17 protein-coding genes are annotated in these 22,443 nt (G+C 63.4%); 7 read left to right on the forward strand and 10 right to left on the reverse strand.

Annotation, left to right across the window (positions count from 1 at the left end; translation table 11 throughout):
- Positions 1 to 143: 143 nt before the first annotated feature.
- The 5 genes from NMG80_RS00100 to NMG80_RS00120 all read left to right on the forward strand — a co-directional run bounded on the left by NMG80_RS00100 (position 144) and on the right by NMG80_RS00120 (position 4,577).
- On the forward strand, positions 144 to 866 hold the full coding sequence (locus NMG80_RS00100; protein ID WP_208602491.1) for an ABC transporter permease: 723 nt from the start codon (positions 144 to 146) through the stop codon (positions 864 to 866).
- Positions 866 to 1,675, forward strand: coding sequence for an ABC transporter permease (locus tag NMG80_RS00105; RefSeq protein ID WP_254016242.1), 810 nt, complete (start codon positions 866 to 868; stop codon positions 1,673 to 1,675). Before NMG80_RS00100 ends, NMG80_RS00105 begins: the two co-directional genes overlap by 1 nt.
- 99 nt (positions 1,676 to 1,774) lie before the next feature.
- Positions 1,775 to 2,776: an Ldh family oxidoreductase gene (locus NMG80_RS00110; RefSeq protein ID WP_254016243.1), complete on the forward strand. Its 1,002-nt coding sequence runs from the start codon at positions 1,775 to 1,777 to the stop codon at positions 2,774 to 2,776.
- Positions 2,777 to 3,013: 237 nt separating this feature from the next.
- Positions 3,014 to 3,466 (forward strand): DoxX family protein, encoded by a 453-nt coding sequence (locus NMG80_RS00115; RefSeq protein WP_254016244.1) that lies wholly within the window; start codon positions 3,014 to 3,016, stop codon positions 3,464 to 3,466.
- Positions 3,467 to 3,602: 136 nt separating this feature from the next.
- A complete protein-coding gene (locus NMG80_RS00120; RefSeq protein ID WP_254016245.1) occupies positions 3,603 to 4,577 on the forward strand; it encodes a complex I NDUFA9 subunit family protein in 975 nt (324 codons plus the stop codon).
- A gap of 15 nt (positions 4,578 to 4,592) precedes the next feature.
- Here NMG80_RS00120 and NMG80_RS00125 read toward each other — a convergent pair whose 3' ends face one another.
- Positions 4,593 to 5,963, reverse strand: coding sequence for a cytochrome P450 (locus tag NMG80_RS00125; protein ID WP_254016246.1), 1,371 nt, complete (start codon positions 5,961 to 5,963; stop codon positions 4,593 to 4,595).
- Between the two features lie 279 nt (positions 5,964 to 6,242).
- Between NMG80_RS00125 and gyrB the strand changes: the two genes are divergently transcribed.
- Together gyrB and NMG80_RS00135 are read left to right on the forward strand one after the other, a co-directional pair.
- Positions 6,243 to 8,714, forward strand: a complete 2,472-nt coding sequence (gene gyrB / locus NMG80_RS00130) for a DNA topoisomerase (ATP-hydrolyzing) subunit B (protein WP_254016247.1) — start codon at positions 6,243 to 6,245, stop codon at positions 8,712 to 8,714.
- A 246-nt stretch (positions 8,715 to 8,960) separates the two neighbouring features.
- Positions 8,961 to 9,878 carry a hypothetical protein gene (locus tag NMG80_RS00135; protein ID WP_254016248.1) on the forward strand — a complete coding sequence of 306 codons (918 nt, stop codon included), beginning with the start codon at positions 8,961 to 8,963 and terminating at the stop codon, positions 9,876 to 9,878.
- 135 nt (positions 9,879 to 10,013) lie between these two features.
- On the opposite strand, the gene NMG80_RS00140 is transcribed toward NMG80_RS00135, so the two are convergent.
- The 9 genes from NMG80_RS00140 to NMG80_RS00180 form a co-directional block, all read right to left on the reverse strand.
- The gene (locus NMG80_RS00140) at positions 10,014 to 11,519 is read right to left on the reverse strand and encodes a hypothetical protein (protein ID WP_254016249.1); all 1,506 of its coding nucleotides are present in this window, start codon (positions 11,517 to 11,519) and stop codon (positions 10,014 to 10,016) included.
- Between the two features lie 181 nt (positions 11,520 to 11,700).
- Positions 11,701 to 13,098 carry an NAD(P)(+) transhydrogenase (Re/Si-specific) subunit beta gene (locus NMG80_RS00145; RefSeq protein ID WP_254016250.1) on the reverse strand — a complete coding sequence of 466 codons (1,398 nt, stop codon included), beginning with the start codon at positions 13,096 to 13,098 and terminating at the stop codon, positions 11,701 to 11,703.
- 6 nt (positions 13,099 to 13,104) lie between these two features.
- On the reverse strand, positions 13,105 to 13,530 hold the full coding sequence (locus NMG80_RS00150) for a proton-translocating transhydrogenase family protein (RefSeq protein WP_436798508.1): 426 nt from the start codon (positions 13,528 to 13,530) through the stop codon (positions 13,105 to 13,107).
- Complete coding sequence (locus tag NMG80_RS00155; protein WP_254016252.1) at positions 13,530 to 14,798, reverse strand: Re/Si-specific NAD(P)(+) transhydrogenase subunit alpha; 1,269 nt, start codon at positions 14,796 to 14,798, stop codon at positions 13,530 to 13,532. Before NMG80_RS00155 ends, NMG80_RS00150 begins: the two co-directional genes overlap by 1 nt.
- Before the next feature lie 85 nt (positions 14,799 to 14,883).
- The gene (locus NMG80_RS00160) at positions 14,884 to 15,108 is read right to left on the reverse strand and encodes an aa3-type cytochrome c oxidase subunit IV (protein WP_029347610.1); all 225 of its coding nucleotides are present in this window, start codon (positions 15,106 to 15,108) and stop codon (positions 14,884 to 14,886) included.
- Between the two features lie 199 nt (positions 15,109 to 15,307).
- Entirely contained in the window at positions 15,308 to 15,457 is a 150-nt protein-coding gene (locus NMG80_RS00165; RefSeq protein ID WP_065006071.1) for a DUF3096 domain-containing protein, read from the reverse strand.
- Between the two features lie 127 nt (positions 15,458 to 15,584).
- The gene (locus NMG80_RS00170) at positions 15,585 to 16,355 is read right to left on the reverse strand and encodes an N-acyl amino acid synthase FeeM domain-containing protein (RefSeq protein ID WP_254016253.1); all 771 of its coding nucleotides are present in this window, start codon (positions 16,353 to 16,355) and stop codon (positions 15,585 to 15,587) included.
- Positions 16,356 to 16,511: 156 nt separating this feature from the next.
- Positions 16,512 to 18,821 (reverse strand): putative bifunctional diguanylate cyclase/phosphodiesterase, encoded by a 2,310-nt coding sequence (locus tag NMG80_RS00175; RefSeq protein WP_254016254.1) that lies wholly within the window; start codon positions 18,819 to 18,821, stop codon positions 16,512 to 16,514.
- 117 nt (positions 18,822 to 18,938) lie between these two features.
- A complete protein-coding gene (locus NMG80_RS00180; protein ID WP_254016255.1) occupies positions 18,939 to 22,418 on the reverse strand; it encodes an indolepyruvate ferredoxin oxidoreductase family protein in 3,480 nt (1,159 codons plus the stop codon).
- Positions 22,419 to 22,443: the final 25 nt, after the last annotated feature.

Genomic DNA, 22,443 nt, shown 5'->3' on the forward strand with positions numbered 1-22,443 from the left:
AGCGAATAACCACGCGGCGCAGACGGCGCGCCGTGTGGCCTCGTCGAAATTCACCCACGCAAGCTTTCCGCTGACGGCATCGCCGGCGGTTTGGCGCCAGCAATTCGGGGGCGACGCTGATTGACGCATTTCTACCGGCCTCTGTGGCCCGCATCATCGAACTGCTTTCGCCGACGCCGCCTGGCTGGGGCGGAACGCTTCTGGTCGGACTGCTCCACTCGGTCGAGATCGCCGCCGGTGCATTCGGTCTCGGCCTCGTCATTGGCATTTGCGGTGCGTATGGCAAGCTCTATGGCGGGCCCGTGGTGCGCGATCTCCTGGCAGTCTACACGACGATCGTCCGCGCTGTGCCGGAGCTGGTGCTGATCCTGCTGCTCTATTATGCCGGCACCGATTTGATCAACCAGTTGCTGACGGCAATGGGATATCAGCGCATCGATATCAGCGGGCTGGTGGCCGGCATTGCCGTGCTCGGCTTCGTCCAGGGCGCCTATTCGACCGAGGTGATGCGCGGCGCGATCCTTGCTATCCCGCAGGGACAGATCGAAGCCGCGCGCGCCTATGGCATGTCTCCGGGCCTCCTGCTGCGACGCATCACGCTACCGGCGATGCTGCCTTTCGCCATACCGGGCCTTGCCAATCTCTGGCTGATCGCCACCAAGGACACCGCCCTGCTGGCGGTCGTCGGCTTCTTCGAGCTGACATTGGCCACGCGGCAAGCGGCGGGCGTAACCAAAGCCTATCTTACCTTCTTCCTCGCCGCGGGCGTGATCTATCTCCTGTTGACGCTGGTCTCCAATCTGATCATCGGCCGCATCGAGGTCTGGGCTCGGCGCGGGATGCCCTCCCTCAAGGAGGCGCGTTGATGGCTGTCGAAACGACCATCGTCAACGTAGCCGCCCGCGCGTCGCTGTGGCTGCAGCCGCACCGCATCGTGCTGATTGTGACTGGACTGGCGCTGGTTTTTGCGGCCGCTTTTTTCATGCGCTGGGACTGGCTGCCGCAATATTACGAAATGGCGCTTGTCGGCCTCTGGCGCACGCTTTGGATTCTAGTAGTCACCTGCACATTGGGCTTCCTGCTCGCCGTGCCGCTCGGGCTGGCGCAGGCTGCCGGCCCTTTCTGGCTCGCGGCGCCTGCCAAGGCCTTCTGCACCATCATCAGGGGAACGCCCCTGCTGCTGCAACTCTGGCTGCTCTACTATGGGCTCGGCTCGCTGTTTCCGCAGTACCCGTGGGTACGCGAGTCCTGGATGTGGCCGTATCTCAGGCAAGCGTGGCCATATGGCGTCCTGGCGCTGACCTTGTCCTTCGCCGGCTATGAGGGGGAAGTCATGCGGGGTGCCTTCGCCGGGGTGCCGAAAGGACAGCTGGAAGCGGCGCGTGCGTTCGGCATGAGCCGCTGGAAGACCCTGCGGCGGATCTGGCTGCCGCAAGCCTTCTACCGGGCGCTGCCGACGCTGACCGGCGAAACCGTGCTGCAGCTGAAGTCGACGCCGCTGGTGGCGACCATCAGCGTGATCGACATATTCGCCGTCTCGTCAAAGGTGCGGCAGAGCACTTTCCTCACCTATGAACCCTTGCTGCTCCTGGCGTTGATCTATATGGCGATCACCGGCATCCTGGTCTTCGCCCTCGGCAAGATCGAGGCGCGTATCCCGAACAAGATTGGTTAGTGAGGAGCGAATAGGGAGCAGCGAATAGCGAATAGTTCGCTGATTTCCCCTATTCGCTACTCCCTATTCGCTACTCGCTAGAACTTCAGGGCAGCTACGATGCAACTCAGTCTCGACCAGGCGACAGGGCTGTGCCGGATGGCGGCGCTCGGCGCCGGCGCCAATGAGGAAGCGGCGCAGTCGCTCGCAGCCTCCATCGTAGCGGCCGAGGCGGAAGGTCTGTCGACGGTCGGACTGTCGCATTTCATCGACTATCTCGAAGCGCTGGAGGCCGGCCGCATCGACGGCAAGGCCGAGCCGGTCATCACCAGGCCGGCTTTGGCGATCTATCTCTCCGACGCGCGCGGCGGTCTGGCGCATACCGGCTTCGACCGCACCATCGACGATCTCGCCAAGGCGGCGCGCCTGTTCGGCGTTGCCATCTTTTCGCAGAGGAACGCCTATACATGCGGCGCGCTCGGCTATTTCACCGGACGGCTGGCCGCGCAGGGGCTGGTGTCCTTCGCCGCGACCAATGGACCGGCCGTGCTTGCCGGCTCCGGATCGGTCAAGCCGGTCTATTGCACCAACCCGATGTCCTTCGCCGCGCCCGCCGCCGACGGAGCGCCGCTGGTGATCGACCAGTCATCGAGCGCCACCGCCTTCGTCAACATTCGCAAGGCGGCCGAGGACGGCAAGAGAATTCCAGAAGGCTGGGCATTGGACGCGAGCGGCAACCCGACCACCGATCCCGCCGCCGCCATGAAAGGCGCGATGCTTGCCTTCGGCGGCCAGCGCGGCGCCAACATCGCACTGATGGTCGAAGTGCTGGCGGCGGGCCTGTCGGGCGCCAACTGGTCGCTCGATGCGCCGTGGTTCACCGACGGACCGGACAGTCCCGGAACCGGCCTCTTCGTGCTGGCCGTCGAGCCCAAGCTGCTCGATCCGAATTTCGAGAAGCGCATGAAAGATCAGCTCGACCGGTTGCGCCGCCGCTACGGCGTGCATGTGCCCGGCCGTGCCCGGGCCGAAGCGGCGGAGAAGGCAGCGGCACGGGGCATAACGGCTCCGAAAGCCGTGGTGCAGCGCATTTCCGAATTCGCCGCCCGGTATTCTTCCTGAACACGTCCTTCGGATAGTTGATCGAGCGACAGCGGGCGTACTTGCCGTTACGCCCCAGGCTGCCTCGTCGAACCACGTTTCGGAAACAGAAGTCACCCAGAGAACCCCGCGTCGCTGGGTTTTCCAGGTTTTCTCGCATCAGATCAGTTAACATACCTGCTGTGGTCAACTTTTGTTCATTTGACTTTGACCGAGGTGGACGGGTGTTTGCGCGAAGCAGCAAAAGAGGAGCCCCAAATGTCCGCAAGCACCGACAATCCCAGCACCAATCTTTTCGTTCCGGCCCTTGGCAGTCTTTATGCGGCGCTGCACATCACCTCTGAAACCATCCTGCGCGCCGTGACCGGCATCTTCCTCACCATCCATGGCTCTGGCAAGATCACCGACCCGCTCGGCGCCGCCGAGATGGTCGAAGGCCTCGGCTTCTATCCTGGCGCGTTCTGGTCGGTGCTGCTGGCTTGCACCGAGTTCTTCGGCGGCATCTTCATCGCCATTGGTCTCTTGACCCGCCCGGCCGCCTTCGCCGGAATGTTCGTGCTTCTGGTCACCGTCTGGTTCCACTGGGTCACCAGGGGCGAGGGGTTTTCGGGCGCTGAAAAATCGCTGCTATGGGCTGCGATCCTGTTCTTCATCGTGATCCGCGGCGGCAACCGCCAATCGGTCGACGCGCGTATCGGCAAGGCGTTCTGAACCAGCCGACACCGCGGCAAACGGCGACAAAGGAACGCCCCTTTGCCTTCGGCGCGAAACGGACTATGAACGGCTTCAGCCAAGCACCAGTAAATCTGGGCACCAGTAAATCTGGAAAACTGCGCCGGAGCCAGCAATGACCGAAATCCTGCAGACCCCAAAGCTCGTCGTCGTGTTCGGCGGCTCCGGCTTTGTCGGCCGCCATGTGGTGCGGGCGCTGGCCAGGCGCGGCTACCGCATCAGGGTCGCCTGCCGCCGGCCCGATCTCGCCGGCCATCTGCAGCCGCTCGGCAATGTCGGCCAGATCCATCCGGTGCAGGCCAATGTTCGCGTGCGCTGGTCGGTCGACCGCGCCGTGCAGGGCGCCGACCATGTCGTCAATTTGGTAGCCATCCTGCATGAAAGCGGCCGGCAGAAGTTCACGCCCGTCCACGAGTTCGGCGCACGCGCGGTCGCCGAAGCGGCGCGCGCCGTCGGCGCCGGGCTCACCCATATCTCGGCGCTGGGCGCCGATCTGAACGCGCAATCCGAGTATGCGCGCACCAAGGCGCTCGGTGAAAAAGCGGTCCTGGAGACGATCAAGGATGCGGTCATCTTGCGGCCCTCGATCAATTTCGGACCGGAGGACAGCTTCTTCAACCGCTTCGCCAACATGGCGCGCTATTCGCCGGTCCTGCCACTGATCGGCGGCGGGCGGACCAAATTCCAGCCGGTCTATGTCGGCGATGTCGCCGAGGCGGTGACGCGCTCGGTCGACGGCAAAGTCCAGGGCGGCCGGATCTACGAGCTTGGCGGACCTCAGGTGCTCACCTTCAAGCAATGCATGCAGGAACTGCTTGCCATGATCGACCGCAAGCGGCTCCTGGTGTCGGTGCCGTGGTGGGTGGCGAACATGCAGGCGTCGATCCTCGGGCTTTTGCCCAATCCGCTGCTGACCAAGGATCAGGTCCTGCAGCTGCGCGAGCACAACATCGTATCGGACGCGGCCACCAGGGAAAACAGGACGCTCGCCGGCCTCGGCATCCAACCGCAGTCGATCGGCAGCATCCTGCCGAGCTATCTCTGGCGCTACCGCGCCGCCGGCCAGTTCCAGCGCAAGACGGCGGCCTAGCCAATCAGGCGCTCACTAAAGGCGCCGCGTGACCTGCATCGGCAGGCCGCCCTGCGGTTGCGTCGTCAGTTTCTGCACCGGCCACGGTTTGGTCTCGGCGGTGGTATCGAAGCGGAAGCGCGACAGCATGATCGCCAGAGCGATGATCGCCTCCTGCATGGCAAAGCTGGCGCCGATGCAGACGCGAGGACCGGCGCCGAACGGCAAATACTGGAAGCGATCGATCTTCTCGCGATTTCCCGGATGGAAACGTTCGGGCATGAAGGCGTCGGGCCGGTCCCACAGCTTGCGATGGCGGTGGACGACCCACGGCATGACCAGCACCGCAGCACGCCTCGGTATGTAGAGGCCGTTCCAGGTTTCAGGCTCGATCGGCTCGCGGTTGATCGACGGCGCCGGCGGATAAAGCCTGAGCCCCTCCTCGAAGGCGGCGCGGGTGAACGGCATGGCGTCGAGCCACTTTGTCGGGTCGGGCTCTCGCGCCAGCACCGCGTCGATCTCGCGCTCGACCTTTTCGCGCTCCCAAGGCGCTTCGGCCAGGCAATAGAGCGTCCAGCCGAGCGCACGCGCCGTGGTCTCGTGGCCGGCGCCGATGAAGGTGATGATGTTGTCCTCGACCTCGGCGCGCGTCAGCCCGTCCGGTCCCTCCGCCTTGAGCAAAAGCGTGAGGAAATCCTGCGGCACCTTGTCCGGATCGTGCTTGACCCGCTCTTCGCGCATTTTTACGGTGTCGGTGACGATCTTGCGGAAGTAGGCCATGGTTTTGCGGCCGCGGATGCGGGTCAGGCGCGGCAGCCAATCGGGCGCCCGCAACAGGTCGAGCGGATCGACCCGGCCCATGGTTTCGAACAGCCGGTCGATCTCCTTGGCGAAGCTGCCCGGCTCACCGGATATCTCACCGGAAAACAGCGTCTCGGCCAGGATGTCAAAGGTAAGCAGCGTCATGTCGTGGGCGATGTCCGACGTGCCGCCGCCCTCGTAGCGCGTGACGAACTCCCGCGTGCGCCTCAGCATCGGCTCGGCAAAACCGAAGATGTGGCGCGGCGTGAACACCGGCGCCATCGCCTTGCGTGAACGCCGCCAGACCTCACCCTCGGCGGTCAGCAGGCCGTCGCGCAGGATCGGCCGCAGGATCATCTGGCGCACCGTCGCCATTTTGTAGTTTTTGGCATTGTCGACCAGCACGTGGCGAATGAGGCCAGGGCCGTTGGCGATGACCAGAGGCCCGCCGATGCCGGTCACCGAAATCCAGGGTTCGTTATAGGTCGGCTCGCCCCACAGTTCGAGCGGATTGCGATAGACGATACGGATCATCTCCAGCGTCGAAGGCGGCGAAGTGCGCGGCTTCGGCGCCGGCGGGACGAAGGGGGCGGGCTGACTGTCCATGGCGTGCTCCGCTGGTCATCCCAATGTAGTGGCTGGCAAGGCAAGCGTCCATGTCACCGGCTCTCCGGAATGTCACCGGGCACCGGCGCCGCTCTGTTCCCAAAAGCGGTTCCACTTTGGGTCCGATGCCATGGCCGGCCAAGCGTGCTCTCCTTCCATTCGGAATGCTTGCAAACCTTGGAAAAACCGCCTTTTGCACCTATATCTGGAACATCAAGGACGCACGATTCGGAGCCGATTTTTTGCGCTGAATGTGCGGCATCAATCAGACAGGTTTTCATGAGCGATCAGATCGACAACGCCAACGGCGCTGAGGCCGAATACGGCGCCGATTCCATCAAGGTTTTGAAGGGCTTGGACGCAGTCCGCAAGCGGCCCGGCATGTATATCGGCGATACCGACGACGGCTCGGGCTTGCATCACATGGTCTATGAGGTCGTCGACAACGCCATCGACGAGGCGCTGGCCGGCCATGCCGACCTCGTCACGGTGACGCTCAATCCCGACGGTTCGGTGACGGTCATCGACAATGGCCGCGGCATTCCGACCGATATCCACACCGGCGAAGGCATATCGGCGGCCGAAGTGATCATGACGCAGCTGCATGCCGGCGGCAAGTTCGACCAGAACTCCTACAAGGTGTCCGGTGGCCTCCACGGCGTCGGCGTCTCGGTCGTCAACGCGCTGTCGGCCTGGCTGAAGCTGAAAATCCGCCGCAACGGCCAGATCTACGAGATGAGCTTCTCGCATGGCAATGCCGACGGACCGCTGAGGGTCACCGGCAGCTATGAGCAGCGCAAGGTTGCCGGCACCTATGAGGGGCGTAGCGGCAGCGAGATCACTTTCTTTCCGTCGACCGAGACCTTCACCATGGTCGAGTTCGACTTCGGCACGCTGGAGCACCGGCTGCGCGAACTCGCCTTCCTGAATTCCGGCGTGCGCATCATTTTGACCGATGCCCGCCATGCCGACGTCGTGCGCCATGAGCTGCACTATGATGGCGGGCTCGAGGAATTCGTCAGATATCTCGACCGCGTCAAGAAGCCGCTGATCGACAAGCCGATTGCCATCAAGGCCGAGCGCGACGGCATCACCGTCGAAGTCGCCATGTGGTGGAACGACAGCTACCACGAGAACGTGCTGGCCTTCACCAACAACATTCCGCAGCGCGACGGCGGCACGCATCTTGCCGGTTTCCGCGGCGCGCTGACGCGCCAGATTACCGGCTATGGCGAATCCACAGGCCTCACCAAAAGGGAAAAGGTTGCGCTGATCGGCGACGATTGCCGCGAAGGGCTGACGGCCGTGCTGTCGGTCAAGGTTCCCGACCCGAAATTCTCCTCGCAGACCAAGGACAAGCTGGTCTCGTCCGAAGTCCGTCCGGTGGTGGAAGGGCTCGTCAACGAGGCTCTCGGCACCTGGCTCGAAGAGCACCCGACCGAGGGCAAGGTGGTCATCGAGAAGGTCATCCAGGCGGCAGCGGCGCGCGAAGCCGCGCGCAAGGCGCGCGACATCACCCGCAAGAGCTCGCTCGGCGTCACCTCGCTGCCCGGCAAGCTGGCCGACTGCCAGGAACGCGACCCGGCGAAGTCCGAAATCTTCATCGTCGAGGGCGACAGCGCCGGCGGCTCGGCCAAGGGAGGCCGTTCGCGCCAGAACCAGGCCATTCTTCCGCTGCGCGGCAAGATCCTCAACGTCGAGCGGGCCCGGTTCGACCGTATGCTCGGCTCCGACATGATCGGCACGCTGATCACCGCGCTCGGCACCTCGATCGGCAAGGACGAGTTCAACGCCGATAAGCTGCGCTACCACAAGATCATCCTGATGACCGACGCCGACGTCGACGGCGCCCACATCCGCACCTTGCTGCTGACCTTCTTCTTCCGGCAGATGCCGGAGCTGATCGAGCGCGGGCATCTCTACATCGCCCAGCCGCCGCTTTACAAAGTGACGCGCGGCAAGAGCTCGCAATACATCAAGGACGAAAGCGCTTTCGAGGAATTCCTGATCGGCTCGGGGCTGGAAGAGGCGTCGCTTGCGCTCAGCACCGGCGAGGTGCGGGCCGGGCAGGACCTGCGCAGCGCCATCGACGATGCGCTTGCGGTGCGCCAGCTCATCAACGGGCTGCACACCCGCTATAACAGAGGCGTGGTCGAGCAGGCGGCGATCGCCGGCGCGCTCAATCCGGACGTCTTCGCCGATCTCGGCCAGGCCAACGCTATGGCCGAGCGTGTCGCCCGGCGCCTCGACATCATCGCCGAGGACACCGAACGCGGCTGGACCGGCCGCATGTCGACCTCAAACGAAGGCGTCGGCGGCTATGTGTTCGAGCGCACGGTGCGCAGCGTCAAGGAGTTCGCGCATCTCGATCTCGCGCTGATCAATTCGGCCGACGCCCGCCAACTCGACCGCTATGCGCCGCGCCTCGCAGAAGTCTATGGCGAGCCGCCGGTGCTGCGCCGCAAGGATGTGTCCGAAACCATCTCGGGACCGCTGGCGCTGCTCAACGCCGTGTTTGCCACCGGCCGCAAGGGCCTGACCATGCAGCGCTACAAGGGCCTCGGCGAAATGAATGCCGAGCAGCTCTGGGAGACCACGCTCGACCCGAATGTGCGCTCGCTTTTACAGGTCAAGGTCAATGACGCGACGGACGCCGACTCCCTGTTTTCGCGGCTGATGGGCGACGAGGTCGAGCCCAGGCGCGAGTTCATCCAGGAAAACGCGCTGTCGGTCGCGAACCTGGATATTTAGAGCCCACGCCGGACGCTCGATTTCAGGCGCTTGAGACATCATTGGTAGCCTAGGCCCACCGATGATGTCTGCTGCATCGCAACAAGGGTCGCTGAGAGCCGGCCGGAACGGAAAGGCTTCCAAGGCATTGTGATTGATCAATCGCCGCAGGAGGCACTCATGGGACGTGGCATTTTGCTCTGGCTTCTCGGAGTTCCGATTCCGATCATTATTCTCATCATGCTTTTCGCACGGTAGGGTGCTGACATGCAGTCAACCCTAACGGCTGTCGACATTTCCGCTCCGACGGAATCCTCTTCCACCGCTGTCAGCTGGGGACCGATCGTGGCCGGCGCCTTTGCTGCCTCGGCGTTGACTTTGATTCTGATGCTGCTCGGCTCCGGGCTCGGGCTGACGATGGTTTCGCCGTGGTCCGGCTTGAGCACCTCGGTCACAACTTTCGCGGCCTCCACCGCCGCGTGGCTGATCATCGTGCAGTGGCTGTCGTCAGCTCTCGGCGGTTATCTTGCCGGGCGCCTGCGCACCAAATGGGTCGGCGTCCACACCGATGAAGTCTTTTTCCGCGATACCGCCCACGGCTTCCTCGCCTGGGCGCTTGCGACGTTGCTCGTCGCCGGCGTGCTCGGCTCGGCGCTTTCCGCAGCTGTCGGAACCGGCGTCCAGGCCGCTTCGACAGTCGCGTCGGGCGCGGCAATGGGCGCTTCGGCAGGTGCTACTGCAAACGCCGGAGGCGCCGCGACCGACAACGCGACGTCGTACTTCGTCGATGCGTTGTTCCGCCCGGCCGATGCGGCCAGGCTTGCTGCCGCCAACCCGGAGAGCGATGCGGCGGCGACGGCGCAGGCCTCGCGCATTTTGATCGCGAGCGCAGCAGCAGGAGAAGTGTCTGCCGACGACAAGACCTATCTGTCGCAGCTGGTGGCTGCCCGAACCGGGCTGTCGGAACCGGATGCCAGGGCTCGTGTCGATGCGGTGCTTGCCCGGGTCGAGGAGGCGAAGGTCCAGGCCCAGCAGGCCGCCGACACCGCCAGGAAAGCCGGTGCCACCTTCGCGCTGCTTGGCGCACTGTCGCTGGTCGTCGGCGCTTTCATCGCGAGCGCCGCGGCGGCACTTGGCGGCAGGCAGCGCGACGACGAGGAGGCGGTCTTCCTGACCAACCGTTGATCGGTGCTTGACGGGTTCTATCGATGCCGGGACTGTGCCCCGGCATCGACCGATGGTTTGACGGCGTGATCGCCGTCGATTTGTACGCGCTGATTCGCCGAAACGAGCGGCCCCAATTTTCCAGCAGCCATCGCCTTATTTTCCAGCAGCACTCGTCGGTGCCGCCTGGCTTGGCTCCAGTTTACGGCCGAGATCGACGGCGTCACGCAGCACGCCGATATGCGAGCGCGGCGGCGTGCCGGCGGCTGCCGCGACCTCAACGCCGGTCGCCTTCAGCGACCAGTAGAGCCTGTGGGTGAAGATGCGGCCAAGCGAACTGCGCAGTTCGACCTGAATGTTCTCCACGCCTGGGCCGAAATTTTCCGCCATCGGTCCGGAGATCGGGTCGCCGGTCAGCCAGCCATTGCCCCTGTCGAAGATGTTGGTCCAACGCGTCGCGGCGAACACCGCACCATGATGCACCGCGCGCTGTGGCTTGCCCGAACGGGTGCGCCGTTCCTGATAGAGGACGGTTCCACCGGACGCCGTCTCGGCGATCGGCGGACATGCCGAGAACAGCCGCTCAGCGATACCGCGCCTGAATTCGGCGAGATTGTAGGTCACCAGAAATTCGCTGTGGGTCAGCGGACTGCCGAGCGTGACGAAATCGCTGATCTTCCATGGCAATGGATGATCGGCGTCCCTGGCGCGGAGGTGGCGGTAGAGTTCCCATTGATCCCGCCGAAACCCGGAGAGGTCATCCAAGCTGCCGGGCCACGCAGAACCATCGGCGTTGAGCGTAGCCTTGTCGACGGCGCGGATCGCTTTCAGCCTCGCCTTGTCGCGGACCGCTTCCAGCTTTCGAGGCCTGAAATCGGCCCACAGTATCTGCAGCAGATCGTAGGCGATAAGCGATCCCAGGCTGTGCGAGACCAGCACGATGCGGTCGTAGCCATCGTCCATCATGAGGCGCCTCAGCAGCGTCAGGCCACGGTCGCGGACCAGCGCGCGCTTCTCGACCGTTGCCGCTTCAGCACGCACATAGGCGGCCACATCACCGAAATAAGGAAGGCCGAACCGGTCCACCGACCAGACGACGAACGAGGCCAGGATCGTGACGAGCATGCCCGTGGTCCAGGAAATATACCCTTGCAAGGCCGACGTCGCGAGCACGAGCGCCGCGCCCAAGACTGTTATGACGCCCAGAAGCGTAACGACATAGAGCCCGCGGGCGTCGCGCGGAATGTCGGCGGGCCTGCGCCAGAGCAGATTCGTCACCCAGGCCGCAAGCCGGTCCCGCGTCGTGCCCTGCGTGATGTCGGCCCAGTACAGCTCGTAGAAATCGGTGCGGCGGCCATCGACATCGTAAGGGGTGGTGATCCGGCGAAGCTCGTGCGAGTTCGTACGGCTGTCAGGCGTGATCCAGCTCTGGTTGATCTTCGAACCGGCGGGACCGCCCGGATCGGCGACACGGGCGTAAAACGGCACGCGAGCGGGGTCGTGACTCCAAACAGCCTGAACAAATTCCCTCAGCGTGCCCATGGGTCGCTGTTCGCCCATGCCATGCACGATAACCACGGCCTGGCTGAGCTTGCGCGGCGCCTTTCCGGAGGCCGGCGGACTGGTCTTGGCCAGCGACGCAACAGGATGAGGGTCGGACACCAGTGCCTCCATTGGTGACAATCCCGGAACAGAACCCATCGTAGCTCTGAACCCGGCATGTGAGCAAAGGACGCCGGATGCTAAGGGCCAAGAAACACCCCGGGGCAGGCTTTTGTTTCGAGCAACTAAAGCGAGTCGCGTCTGACCGGCCTCGTGCGACGCGCTTCGGGTTGTCGCCGGATCAGTGATCCATGGCCTTGACGATCTCTTCGGTCATCTTCTTGGCGTCGCCGAGCAGCATCATGGTGCCGTCCTTGTAGAACAGCGTGTTGTCGATGCCGGCATAGCCGGAGCCGAGCGAGCGCTTGACGAACAGGCAGGTGCGGGCCTTGTCGACGTCGAGGATCGGCATGCCGTAGATCGGTGACGACTTGTCGTCGCGGGCGGACGGGTTGGTGACGTCGTTGGCGCCGATGACATAGGCGACGTCGGCTTGCGCGAATTCGGAGTTGATATCCTCGAGCTCGAACACTTCGTCGTAGGGCACATTGGCTTCGGCCAGGAGCACGTTCATGTGGCCGGGCATGCGGCCGGCGACCGGATGAATGGCGTACTTCACGTCGACGCCATTGGCTTTGAGCTTGTCGGCCATCTCGCGTAGCGCATGCTGCGCCTGGGCGACCGCCATGCCGTAACCAGGCACGATGATGACCTTCTGCGCGTTCATCATCAGATAGGCGGCATCGTCGGCCGAACCCTGCTTGACCGTGCGCTCGATGCCGTCGTCGGCTGTGGAGGAAGTCTCGCCGCCGAAGCCGCCGAGGATGACCGAGATGAACGACCGGTTCATGCCCTTGCACATGATGTAGGAGAGGATCGCGCCGGACGAGCCGACCAGTGCGCCGGTGATGATCAGCGCCAGATTGCCGAGCGTGAAGCCGAGCGCCGCAGCCGCCCAGCCCGAATAGGAATTCAGCATCGAGACGACCACCGGCATATCGGCGCCGCCGATCGGGATGATGAGAAGGACGCCCAGAACAAGCGACGCCGCCACGATCAGCCAGAACACCAGCTTGGACTCGGTGGTGACCAGCAGCACGATCAGCACGACCAGCCCGATGCCGAGGGCGGCGTTGATGAAATGGCGGCCGCCGATCATGATCGGCTTGCCCGACATGCGGCCGTCGAGCTTGAGGAAGGCGATGACCGAGCCGGTGAAGGTGATGGCGCCGATGGCGACGCCGAGGCTCATCTCGATCAGCGCCTGGGCGTGGATGTCGGCGACCGTGCCGATGCCAAAACTTTCCGGCGCATAGACGGCGGCAGCCGCCACCATGACGGCGGCAAGCCCAACCAGCGAATGGAAGGCGGCGACCAGTTGCGGCATCGAGGTCATGGCGATGCGCCGTGCGGTGACCGCGCCGACCGAGCCGCCGATCAAAAGACCGAGCACGATGAGACCGAAGCCTCCCGCCGAAGGGGTCGCCAGCGCCAGCGTGGTGGCAATGGCGATGCCCATGCCGATCATGCCGTACATGTTGCCCTGGCGGCTCGTGGTCGGGTGCGACAGGCCGCGCAATGCCAGGATGAACAGGATGCCGGAGACCAGATAGAGGAAGGAGGCGAAGTTGGCGTTCATGGCGCTCTACTTGTCCTTCTTCTTGTACATCGCCAGCATGCGCTGGGTGACGAGAAAGCCGCCGAAGATGTTGACCGACACCAGCATCAGTGCGACGAAACCGAAGCCGGTGGCGATGCCGGACGCCGAGATGCCGACGGCAAGCAGCGCGCCGACGACGATGACCGAGGAAATGGCGTTGGTGACGGCCATCAGCGGCGTATGTAGCGCCGGTGTGACCGACCAGACGACGTAATAGCCGACAAAGATCGCCAGCACGAAAATGGCGAAGCGGAAGACGAACGGATCGATCGCCCCGCCGGACAGCGCGTGCGCGGCGTCGCCCGCCGCACCGGTGCCGCCTGGAGCCGTGGCCAGATCCTGCACAGCTAGACGGACGGCGGCGGTCGCCTGGTCGAGCTGGTCAAGGGCTTTTTGCAGGGTCTGGTCCATCACGCGATCCCTTTCGGCTTGCTAGCGGGCGACTTGGGTGCGGCAAGTTTCCTGGATGCGGCAGCTTGCTTTGGCGCGGGTTTTTCTGCTGCAACGGGCTTCGCTGGCTCAGTGGAGGCGATCATCACCGCCGGTTTGCCGACGAAGGCCGGATGCACGACCTGACCGCCATCGGTCAGCATCGTCGCCTTGACCAATTCGTCGTCCCGGTTGATGGCAAGCATCTTGGTGGTCTTGTCGACCAGAGTCTCGAGGAACGCAAAGAGGTTCCTGGCGTAGAGCAGCGAGGCGGAGGCCGCGACGCGGCCCGGCACGTTGAGATGGCCGACGATTTTCACCCCGTTGGCCGTGGTCACCACCTGCCCGGGCACAGCGCCCTCGACATTGCCGCCGCGTTCGACGGCGAGATCGACGATCACCGAGCCCGGCTTCATCGAAGCGACCATAGCGGCTGAGACGAGCTTCGGCGCCGGACGGCCGGGAATCAGCGCCGTGGTGATGACGATGTCCTGTTTGGCGATGTGCTCGGCGGTCAGCACGGCTTGCTTGGCCTGGTATTCCCTGGACATTTCCTTGGCGTAGCCGCCAGCCGTTTCGGCCGCCTTGAACTCCTCATCCTCGACCGCCAGGAACTTTGCGCCCAGCGAGGCGACCTGTTCCTTGGCGGCGGGACGCACGTCGGTGGCGGTGACCACGGCACCGAGACGACGCGCAGTAGCGATCGCCTGCAGGCCGGCGACGCCGACGCCCATGATGAAGGCTTTCGCCGCCGGCACCGTGCCGGCCGCCGTCATCATCATTGGCAGCGCCCGGTCATATTCGGCAGCCGCGTCGATCACCGCCTGATAGCCGGCGAGGTTGGCCTGGCTGGACAGGACGTCCATCGATTGGGCGCGGGTAATGCGCGGCATGAACTCCATCGAGAAGGCGGTGACGCCGGCCCTTGCCAGAGCATCGACGGCAGCATCGTTGCCATAGGGATCGATGATGGCGATAACGGCGGTGCCCGGGCGATAGCCCTTCAGCTCCATCTCATCAGGCCGGCGCACCTTCAGCACCACATCGGCTTTGGCCACATCGCCGGCCTTGCCGATCACAGCGCCGGCCTTTGCGAACTCCTCGTCGGGAATGCGCGATGCCGTGCCGGCGCCGCTTTCGACGATCACGTCGAACCCCAGCCCCGCCAGCCGCTTCACCGTGTCGGGCGAGGCAGCAACGCGCGGCTCGTTCGTATCGAGCTCACGAGGGATGAAAACCGTCTTTCCCACCGCATGATCCTTTCGGCTGGAACCTGTCTGCGCAGGACGCCGACCGGACTTCGGGCGTTGTCACGGGCAAGGATTTTGAAAGAATTTACCGGAGAATGAAAGCGCCGAGGGCGAGGATCAGAACGAACAGGACAAACGCCGAGAAGAAGCCTCCGGCAAAGAAACCGAAAGCCATTGCCAGAAGCACGGCGGCGCAAAACAGCGACCCGTATTTGGCGAGCATGACAAAGCCGGCATAGGTGCGGTCGTGCTCGGCATAGTCCATCTTCGCGCCTAGTTCGACAGGACCGGTCGGCGAGTGATCAGCCATAGGAATACCCCTTCGAAGACATCCTTTAGGCACATAGCGAAAAGCCAGGCCGAGGGCAATGGCGCTATTGCCGCATCGCTGGAGACAACAGCCTCAAAGGAAATTGGAGCCGCCAGGTGCAGGACGATGTTTCGGAGGCGATCGCGGCTGCCGCCTCGCGCTTGCTTGCCGGCTAACGCGCCCGCGCCTGCCGGCTTTTTCAGCCGGCGAGCTGCGGAAATAGCCCAAGCAGGCCGACGACGATCAGATACAGCGCTACGATGTAGTTGAGCAGTCGCGGCATCACCAGAATCAGCACGCCGGCAATCAGCGAGATCAGCGGAGTGAGTGCGAGCGTGGAAATGGTCATGTAGGGTTCCTCTCGGTAGAATTTCCGCCGAAGCGATGCAGATTGACGTCGTCCGCGCACCACCGGCGCGCCTCCCAGAACGCCGAAGCGGCCTGAAAGCTCCAGCCGCGCTCCAGATTTGCCGATGTCAGGCGGCTTCGCGGTAGTATTTGGCAGTCGGCAGGATGGTCAGCGGCGCGAGTTCACCGGCACCAGGTGTCTCAAACAGCATGCGCTGCTCCATCGGCGTCGACCGAAAGAACGGGAAACGCTGGAGTACCCGCTCCAAATTGATCTCGTAGTTCGCGTCATAGAGTACCACGGGAACGGTGAATGGAGGATAGTCTCTCGGTTGCCCCAATTGCACGGCACCGAAAATCCGCTGGTAGAAAGCCGTGTGTTCCTTGCGGATCACGCCGAGACAGGCAGTCACGTGGAAGCGGATGCTGGCAATAATTGCTAGCCGCAACGTAACGTAAGGCAGGGCACGATGCATCGATATGAAGTCCGGGTCGGCTGCCAGAAGCGTTGGATTGATGAAAGATTCTCCGCGAAGCAGGCGCGGATGAAGCAGATCGCCGAATCTGGTCATTGCGGGCGCGTAAGGTTCGCTCGGTGTCAGATGATGAATACGGAGCGTACACACAAGGGAATTGTCGACGAAGACACCAAAGCGATAACAGTTCGGCGTGTCGTCGAGCGCATCCGTCATCATCTGGTCGCTGGATTCAGGCAGAAAGCCGTTCAGCCGGTAAGCCTTGTAGCGAAGCCGGTAAATCGCCTCCATGTCTTCACCGCTTTCGCAGCGCCTGTATTCCACGCGCTCAAGAAGGGTCGAAACATTGCGCGAGAAGGAAGACATCCCGCTGAGGTCGGTCAGTCGGTCATCCACATGAACAACCCCTTCGGATACCGCCACAATACAATTCCCTTCTGCCATCTTCACTGCAAACCTATCGTGTGCGGTCGTGGCATAAAAGGTGGAAATCCAATCGACGTCGTTTACCTAATATTAACCTTAACTTGCCGCCGCGCGGCACGTCTGGTCGAGTTGGTCGAAAATGAAGCGCGGAAATCAGCTGAGCGCACGTTTGACCGCAGGCTTTTTATCGGTGGCGAATGGCCAGACCGTGGTAGCCATCGTTCCGATGCCGGACGCTGTCAGCGCTGAACCAAACAAAAAGCCCTGGACCATATCCGGTTTGATAGAATGCGTCAGAATCTTGAGCTGCTCGTAAGTCTCAACGCCCTCGATAGTTACGTTGAGACCGAGAACCCTGATCAGTTCGACCACGCCCTTCAACAGTGCGAGCGAACTCGGGTTCTGGGTGACGTCCATCAGAAACGAGCGGTCAATCTTGACCTTGTCGAGCGGCAGCTTGTGGAGATAGCTCAAGCTCGAATAGCCGGTGCCGAAGTCGTCTAGCGCAATGCGCACGCCAAGCCCTTTCAACTCCTCGATATACTGACGCGTCAGCGATTTGTCGTCGAGAAGCGCGGTCTCGGTGACTTCGATTTCCAGGCGGCCGGCGGCGAGGCCGGAACCGGCTAGCGCATCACGGACTTTCTGGACAATGCCACTGCTGCGGAAATCCTTGGCCGAAAGGTTGACCGAGACGCTAGTCGGGTCAGGCCATCTGACGCATTCGGCGCATGCCACCTGCAGGACAAACGTGCTGATCTCGGAAATGATGCCCATTTCTTCCGCCAGCGGAATGAAGATGCTGGGCGAGATCGGTCCGAGATCGGTGTGATCCCAACGACACAGCGCCTCGCAACTGGCGATCCGCATCGTGCTCATCGCGACGATCGGCTGATAGACCACCCGCAACGCCTTACTTTCCACCGCGGTGCGCAGATCCGCCTTCATCAGCTGACGGTCGCGAAATGCCGCATCCATCGATGCCTGGAACAACCGCCAAGTGTTCTTGCCGAGTTCCTTGGCCTTGTAGAGCGCGAGGTCCGCCTTGACGATCATGGTGTCGACATCGGCGTCCCTGACCCGCGACAGCACCGCGCCACCGCTGGCCTGGATGCGCAGCCCATGGCCGGCGACGTCGACCTCGCCCTGCAGGTCAATGAAAATCTCGTCGATCTGGCTGGTCAGATGGCTCTCGTCTTCGACGCGGTCGAAGAAGATCATGAACTCGTCGCCGCCGAAACGGCTGACGGTGACCCCTGGTCCGGTGACCGCCGCCAGCCGTTCAGCGACGGCATAGATCAATCCGTCGCCAACCGGGTGGCCAAGCGTGTCGTTGACGCTCTTGAAGTCGTCGAGGTCGAGCACGGCGAGCCCGCAGAGACGCTCGAGGTCACCGGATGCCATCGCCTCTCCGATCAACTCTTGGAAATAGGCTCGGTTGGGCAGGCCGGTGAGGCTGTCATAACGCGCCATGAAGCGGATCTTGTCTTCCGCCTCGACGCGGGCCGTCACATCCTCGAAGGTGATGACGCCCAGTTCCTGGCTTCCCTCGCGCGCCGAGAACTCATAGTGCTGACCGTTCGCAAGCGAGACGAGAACCTTGCGATCGCGGCCCTCGCGCAGGGCGCGCGTAAGCTGGGCTTCGATGTAGCGGCAGTCCTTCGGCGCCAGCATGCCGCCGGCAACGCCGCGCATCAGCAGGCCGTGGATCGATCGCCCGAGCAGCGCGTCGGGCGACTTGAGCGACATCAGATGCGCGGCTTCGGCATTGGCCACCGCTACCCGGCCGTCGGGGCCGAGCATGACAAGGCCATGCGACATGGTGTTCAGGGCGCGATTGAAGCGCTGGGCGATGCGGTTCGCCTTCTTTTCTTCGCTGATTGCTGTAAACAGCACCTTTCGCACAAGATGCGCCATCTTGTTGATGGTGAACATGAACGGGATCACAAAGAGGCCCAGAATGACGTTGTAGATGTCGCCCTTCAGCATCAGGCCGACCGCAATCGGCGCGACCACGGACACGGACAGGATGGCGACCATCCTTCGGGAGCCGAAATTGCGGCCGGCAATGGTGATGGTGCTTGCCAACACCAGCGACACCGCTGCAATCTCGCCAAACAGGTCCGGAACCACGTGGAGGCATACGAACGCGAAAAGTCCGACCGCCGACCCATGAATCGTCCCGGCAACGATGTAGTAGCGTTCCCAGGCAAGCGCGGATTCGTAGGTGACGATGGTGTCGGGACTGACCCTCCGGATCGCAAGATAACGGCCGATGCTAGCGGCAACCATCAGGATGGCGAGCGCGAGATAGATTGCCGCAGACGTTTTCCAATACACGAGCAGGCCCATAGCGCCTTGCGTGAAGGCGCCAACGAGCAAGATGCCTGCGTCGCGAAACAGCGAGCGAACGAAGCCAACGTATACGTCCTCGGATATGTCGTCGGATCGATCTATGTTCATGACCTTGCAGTGTCGCGCGAACCGCAGTCATGTCACAACCGCCTTAAGAAAGGTTTAGAAGGGCCATCTCGAGGCCTGCGTCAAGCCTGTTGAGCTTCTTCAGATAAGGCGCATCGATCACTCGGCGGCCTGGAGTTCCGGCCGAGCCGGTGTCTTCGCCAGGCGATCGAGCAGCCTTAGGCGCTCGCCGGCCGCCTTTTCGGCGCTGGCCTGCCTGACGTGACCATAGCCGCGAATAAGCGCCGGCACCGAGGCAAGCGCTGCCGCGGCCTCGACCTTGCCCGGCGCCAGCGTGTCGGCGACAAGCTCCAGATCGGCCTCGTACTGCGCAAGAAGCTGCCGTTCCATACGCCTGTCGGAGCTGTAGCCGAACACATCGAAGACCGTGCCGCGCAAGCCTTTCATCGCTGTCAGCAGCCGGAACCCCTTCATCACCCAGGGACCGAAGCTCGACTTCCTCGGCTTGCCGTCCTTGCCGCGCCTGGCCATGATCGGCGGTGCGAGATGGAATTCGAGTTTGTCGTAGCTCTGGAACTGCTTGCCCAGCTCGGTGGCGAAGGAGCCGTCGGTATAGAGCCTCGCCACCTCGTATTCGTCCTTGATCGCCATCAGCTTGAACAGGTTCCTCGCAGCGGCCTCGGTCACATCAGTCGAACCGGGCATCGCCCTGGCTTCGGCCTTGCGCAGCGCGGCCAGGCTGTCGGCGTAGCGCTTGCCATAGGCAGCGTTCTGATAGGCGGTGAGGAAGGCGACGCGGCGGGCGATGACGTCGTCGAGCGTTTCGGCGACAGCGGCGTTCTGTGCAGCCGTGCCCGGCTGGACGACGAGGTCGCGCACGAAATCCGGCTGGTGGGCGGCGCGGCGGCCCCAGCGGAAGGCTGAGACGTTCATCGCCACCGACTGGCCGTTGAGCTCGATGGCCTTTTCGACTGCCTCGGCCGACAGCGGCAAGCCGCCATGCTGAAAGGCGAAGCCGAGCATGAACATGTTGGCGCCGAGCGAGCTGCCGAACAGCGCGGTGGCGGTGCGGGTGGCGTCGAAGAAATGCGCCTTGTCGTCGCCGGCGGCAGTGCGGATCGCCTTTTTCAGCCGCTCGACGGGCAGCGAGAAATCGGCCGACCGGGTAAACTCGCCGGGCATGATCTCGGCGGTGTTGGCGAGGAAGATCGTGTGGCCCTCGCGCACCGCGGCGAGCACCTTTTGGGCGCCCGACACGACAAGGTCGCAGCCAAGCACAAGGTCTGCCTTGCCGGCTGAAACGCGGATGGCATGGATATCGCCCGGGCTGCGCGCGATGCGGACATGGGTGAACACCGATCCGCCCTTCTGGGCAAGGCCGGCCATGTCGATCATGCCGCAGCCCTTGTCTTCGAGATGAGCCGCCATGCCGAGCACTGCACCGATGGTGACGACGCCGGTGCCGCCGACGCCGTCGATTATCGCCGCCCAGCCTTGGTCGCCGAGCGGGAATTCCGCGGGCGCAGGCACGCCGTCGAGCGGATCGGTGGTGCCGGCCATACCCTCGGCCTTCCTGATCTTGGCGCCATGCACGGTGACGAAGGACGGACAGAAGCCGTTGATGCAGGAGAAATCCTTGTTGCAGCTCGACTGGTCGATCTTGCGCTTGCGGCCGAATTCGGTCTCGACCGGCTGGATCGACACACAATTCGACTGCACCCCACAATCGCCGCAGCCTTCGCAGACCAGTTCGTTGATGAAGACGCGCTTGTCGGGATCGGGGAAGGTGCCGCGCTTGCGGCGGCGGCGCTTTTCGGCGGCGCAGGTCTGGTCGTAGATCAGCACTGATGTGCCCGTGACCGCGCGCAATTCGCGCTGCACAAGGTCGAGGTCGTCGCGGTGATGGATGGTGGCGCCTGCGGGGAATTCGACCTTGCCGGCATATTTGGCCGGCTCGTCGGTGACGATGGCGATCCGCTCGACGCCCTCGGCCCGCACCTGCCTGGCAATCATGTCCACGGTCAGGCCACCCTCGTGCGGCTGGCCGCCGGTCATCGCGACGGCGTCGTTGTAGAGGATCTTGTAGGTGATGTTGGCGTGGGTCGACAGCGCGAAGCGGATCGCCAGCGCGCCGGAGTGGTTGTAGGTGCCGTCGCCGAGATTCTGGAAGATGTGGTCGCGCTTCGAGAACGGCGCCTGGCCCACCCATTGCGCGCCCTCACCGCCCATGGCGGTGAAACCAACAGTGTTGCGATCCATCCACAGCGCCATGAAATGGCAGCCGATGCCAGCGGCGGCGAGCGAGCCGTCGGGGACCTTGGTCGAGGAATTGTGCGGGCAGCCGGAGCAGAAGAAGGGCGTGCGCGAGGCGATGTCTGTCGTCTCGGCGAGCATCGCCTGGAACTGGCGAAGTTTCGCCACCCGCGCGGCAATCTCGTCCGACGGGCCGATCGTCCGCAAGATTCTCTCGCCGAGCGCGATGGCGATGTCGTTGGGATCGAGCGCGCCCTTGGCCGGGAACAGCCCATCGCCGCGCTCGTCCCTCTTGCCGACGATGACCGGCTGCATGGCGGTGCCATAAAGATTTTCGCGCAGTTGCACCTCGATCAACGAGCGTTTCTCCTCGACGACGACAATGGTGTCGAGGCCGCGAGCGAAGTCGGCGAAGTGCTGCAGGTCGAGCGGCCACGGGCAGCCAACCTTGAACAGCCTGATACCGATGCGGTTGGCGGCGGCTTGGTCGACGCCGATGTCTTCCAGTGCCTGCCGGACGTCGAGATAGCTCTTGCCGATGGTGACGATGCCAAGCTTCGGGCCACTGCCGCCGGAATAGACGATCCGGTTCAGCCCGTTGGCGTGGATAAAGGCCGAAGCGGCGGCGCGTTTGTATTCATGCAGTCGCTCCTCCTGGCCGAGCATGTCGATCTCGTTGCGGATGTTGAGGCCGCCAGGCGGCATGTCGAAGTCCGGGTTCACGATATCAAGCCGTTCGAGCGCGGCATCGACCGAAGCCGTCGATTCGATGTTGTCCTTGACGCATTTGATCGCCGCCCAGGTGCCGGCGAAGCGCGACATGGCAAAGCCGTAGAGCCCATAGTCGATGATCTCCTGGACCCCGGCCGGATTGAGGATCGGCACCATGGTGTCGACAAACAGGAACTCGGTCGCGTGCGCGTTGGTCGAGGATTCGGCCATGTGGTCGTCGCCCATCAGGGCGAGCACGCCGCCCTGTCTTGACGAGCCGGCGAGATTGGCATGGCGGAACACGTCGCCGGAGCGGTCGACGCCTGGTCCCTTGCCGTACCAGACCGAAAAGACGCCGTCATGGGTGCCCTCACCCAGCAACTCGGCCTGCTGCGATCCCCAGCAGGCGGTGGCCGCGAGTTCCTCGTTGAGGCCGGGCTGGAAGACGATGTCCGACTGGGCGAGCTGCTTCCTGGCCTTCCAAAGCTGCATGTCGAGGCCGCCGAGCGGCGAGCCGCGATAGCCGGAGACGAAGCCAGCGGTGTTCAGGCCAGCCCGGCGGTCACGCTCGCGCTGCATCAAAAGCATGCGGATGACCGCCTGCGCGCCCGAAAGGAAGATGCGCTCCTTTCCCAGGTCGAACTTGTCGTCGAGCGCGACATCATGCAGCGTCATCAGGCATTTCCTCTGCGGAGGCGGC

This window comes from Mesorhizobium escarrei, assembly GCF_935825525.1.
Lineage (GTDB): Bacteria > Pseudomonadota > Alphaproteobacteria > Rhizobiales > Rhizobiaceae > Mesorhizobium > Mesorhizobium escarrei.

What these genes read in the sequence shown, in the direction of transcription:
- NMG80_RS00160 (WP_029347610.1), bottom strand. Translation starts at nt 15,108, where the DNA reads ATGGCTGATCACTCGCCGACCGGTCCTGTCGAACTAGGCGCGAAGATG.
- NMG80_RS00145 (WP_254016250.1), bottom strand. Translation starts at nt 13,098, where the DNA reads ATGAACGCCAACTTCGCCTCCTTCCTCTATCTGGTCTCCGGCATCCTG.
- NMG80_RS00150 (WP_436798508.1), bottom strand. Translation starts at nt 13,530, where the DNA reads ATGGACCAGACCCTGCAAAAAGCCCTTGACCAGCTCGACCAGGCGACC.
- NMG80_RS00120 (WP_254016245.1), top strand. Translation starts at nt 3,603, where the DNA reads ATGACCGAAATCCTGCAGACCCCAAAGCTCGTCGTCGTGTTCGGCGGC.
- gyrB (WP_254016247.1), top strand. Translation starts at nt 6,243, where the DNA reads ATGAGCGATCAGATCGACAACGCCAACGGCGCTGAGGCCGAATACGGC.
- NMG80_RS00105 (WP_254016242.1), top strand. Translation starts at nt 866, where the DNA reads ATGGCTGTCGAAACGACCATCGTCAACGTAGCCGCCCGCGCGTCGCTG.
- NMG80_RS00110 (WP_254016243.1), top strand. Translation starts at nt 1,775, where the DNA reads ATGCAACTCAGTCTCGACCAGGCGACAGGGCTGTGCCGGATGGCGGCG.
- NMG80_RS00135 (WP_254016248.1), top strand. Translation starts at nt 8,961, where the DNA reads ATGCAGTCAACCCTAACGGCTGTCGACATTTCCGCTCCGACGGAATCC.
- NMG80_RS00175 (WP_254016254.1), bottom strand. Translation starts at nt 18,821, where the DNA reads ATGAACATAGATCGATCCGACGACATATCCGAGGACGTATACGTTGGC.
- NMG80_RS00180 (WP_254016255.1), bottom strand. Translation starts at nt 22,418, where the DNA reads ATGACGCTGCATGATGTCGCGCTCGACGACAAGTTCGACCTGGGAAAG.
- NMG80_RS00165 (WP_065006071.1), bottom strand. Translation starts at nt 15,457, where the DNA reads ATGACCATTTCCACGCTCGCACTCACTCCGCTGATCTCGCTGATTGCC.
- NMG80_RS00115 (WP_254016244.1), top strand. Translation starts at nt 3,014, where the DNA reads ATGTCCGCAAGCACCGACAATCCCAGCACCAATCTTTTCGTTCCGGCC.
- NMG80_RS00125 (WP_254016246.1), bottom strand. Translation starts at nt 5,963, where the DNA reads ATGGACAGTCAGCCCGCCCCCTTCGTCCCGCCGGCGCCGAAGCCGCGC.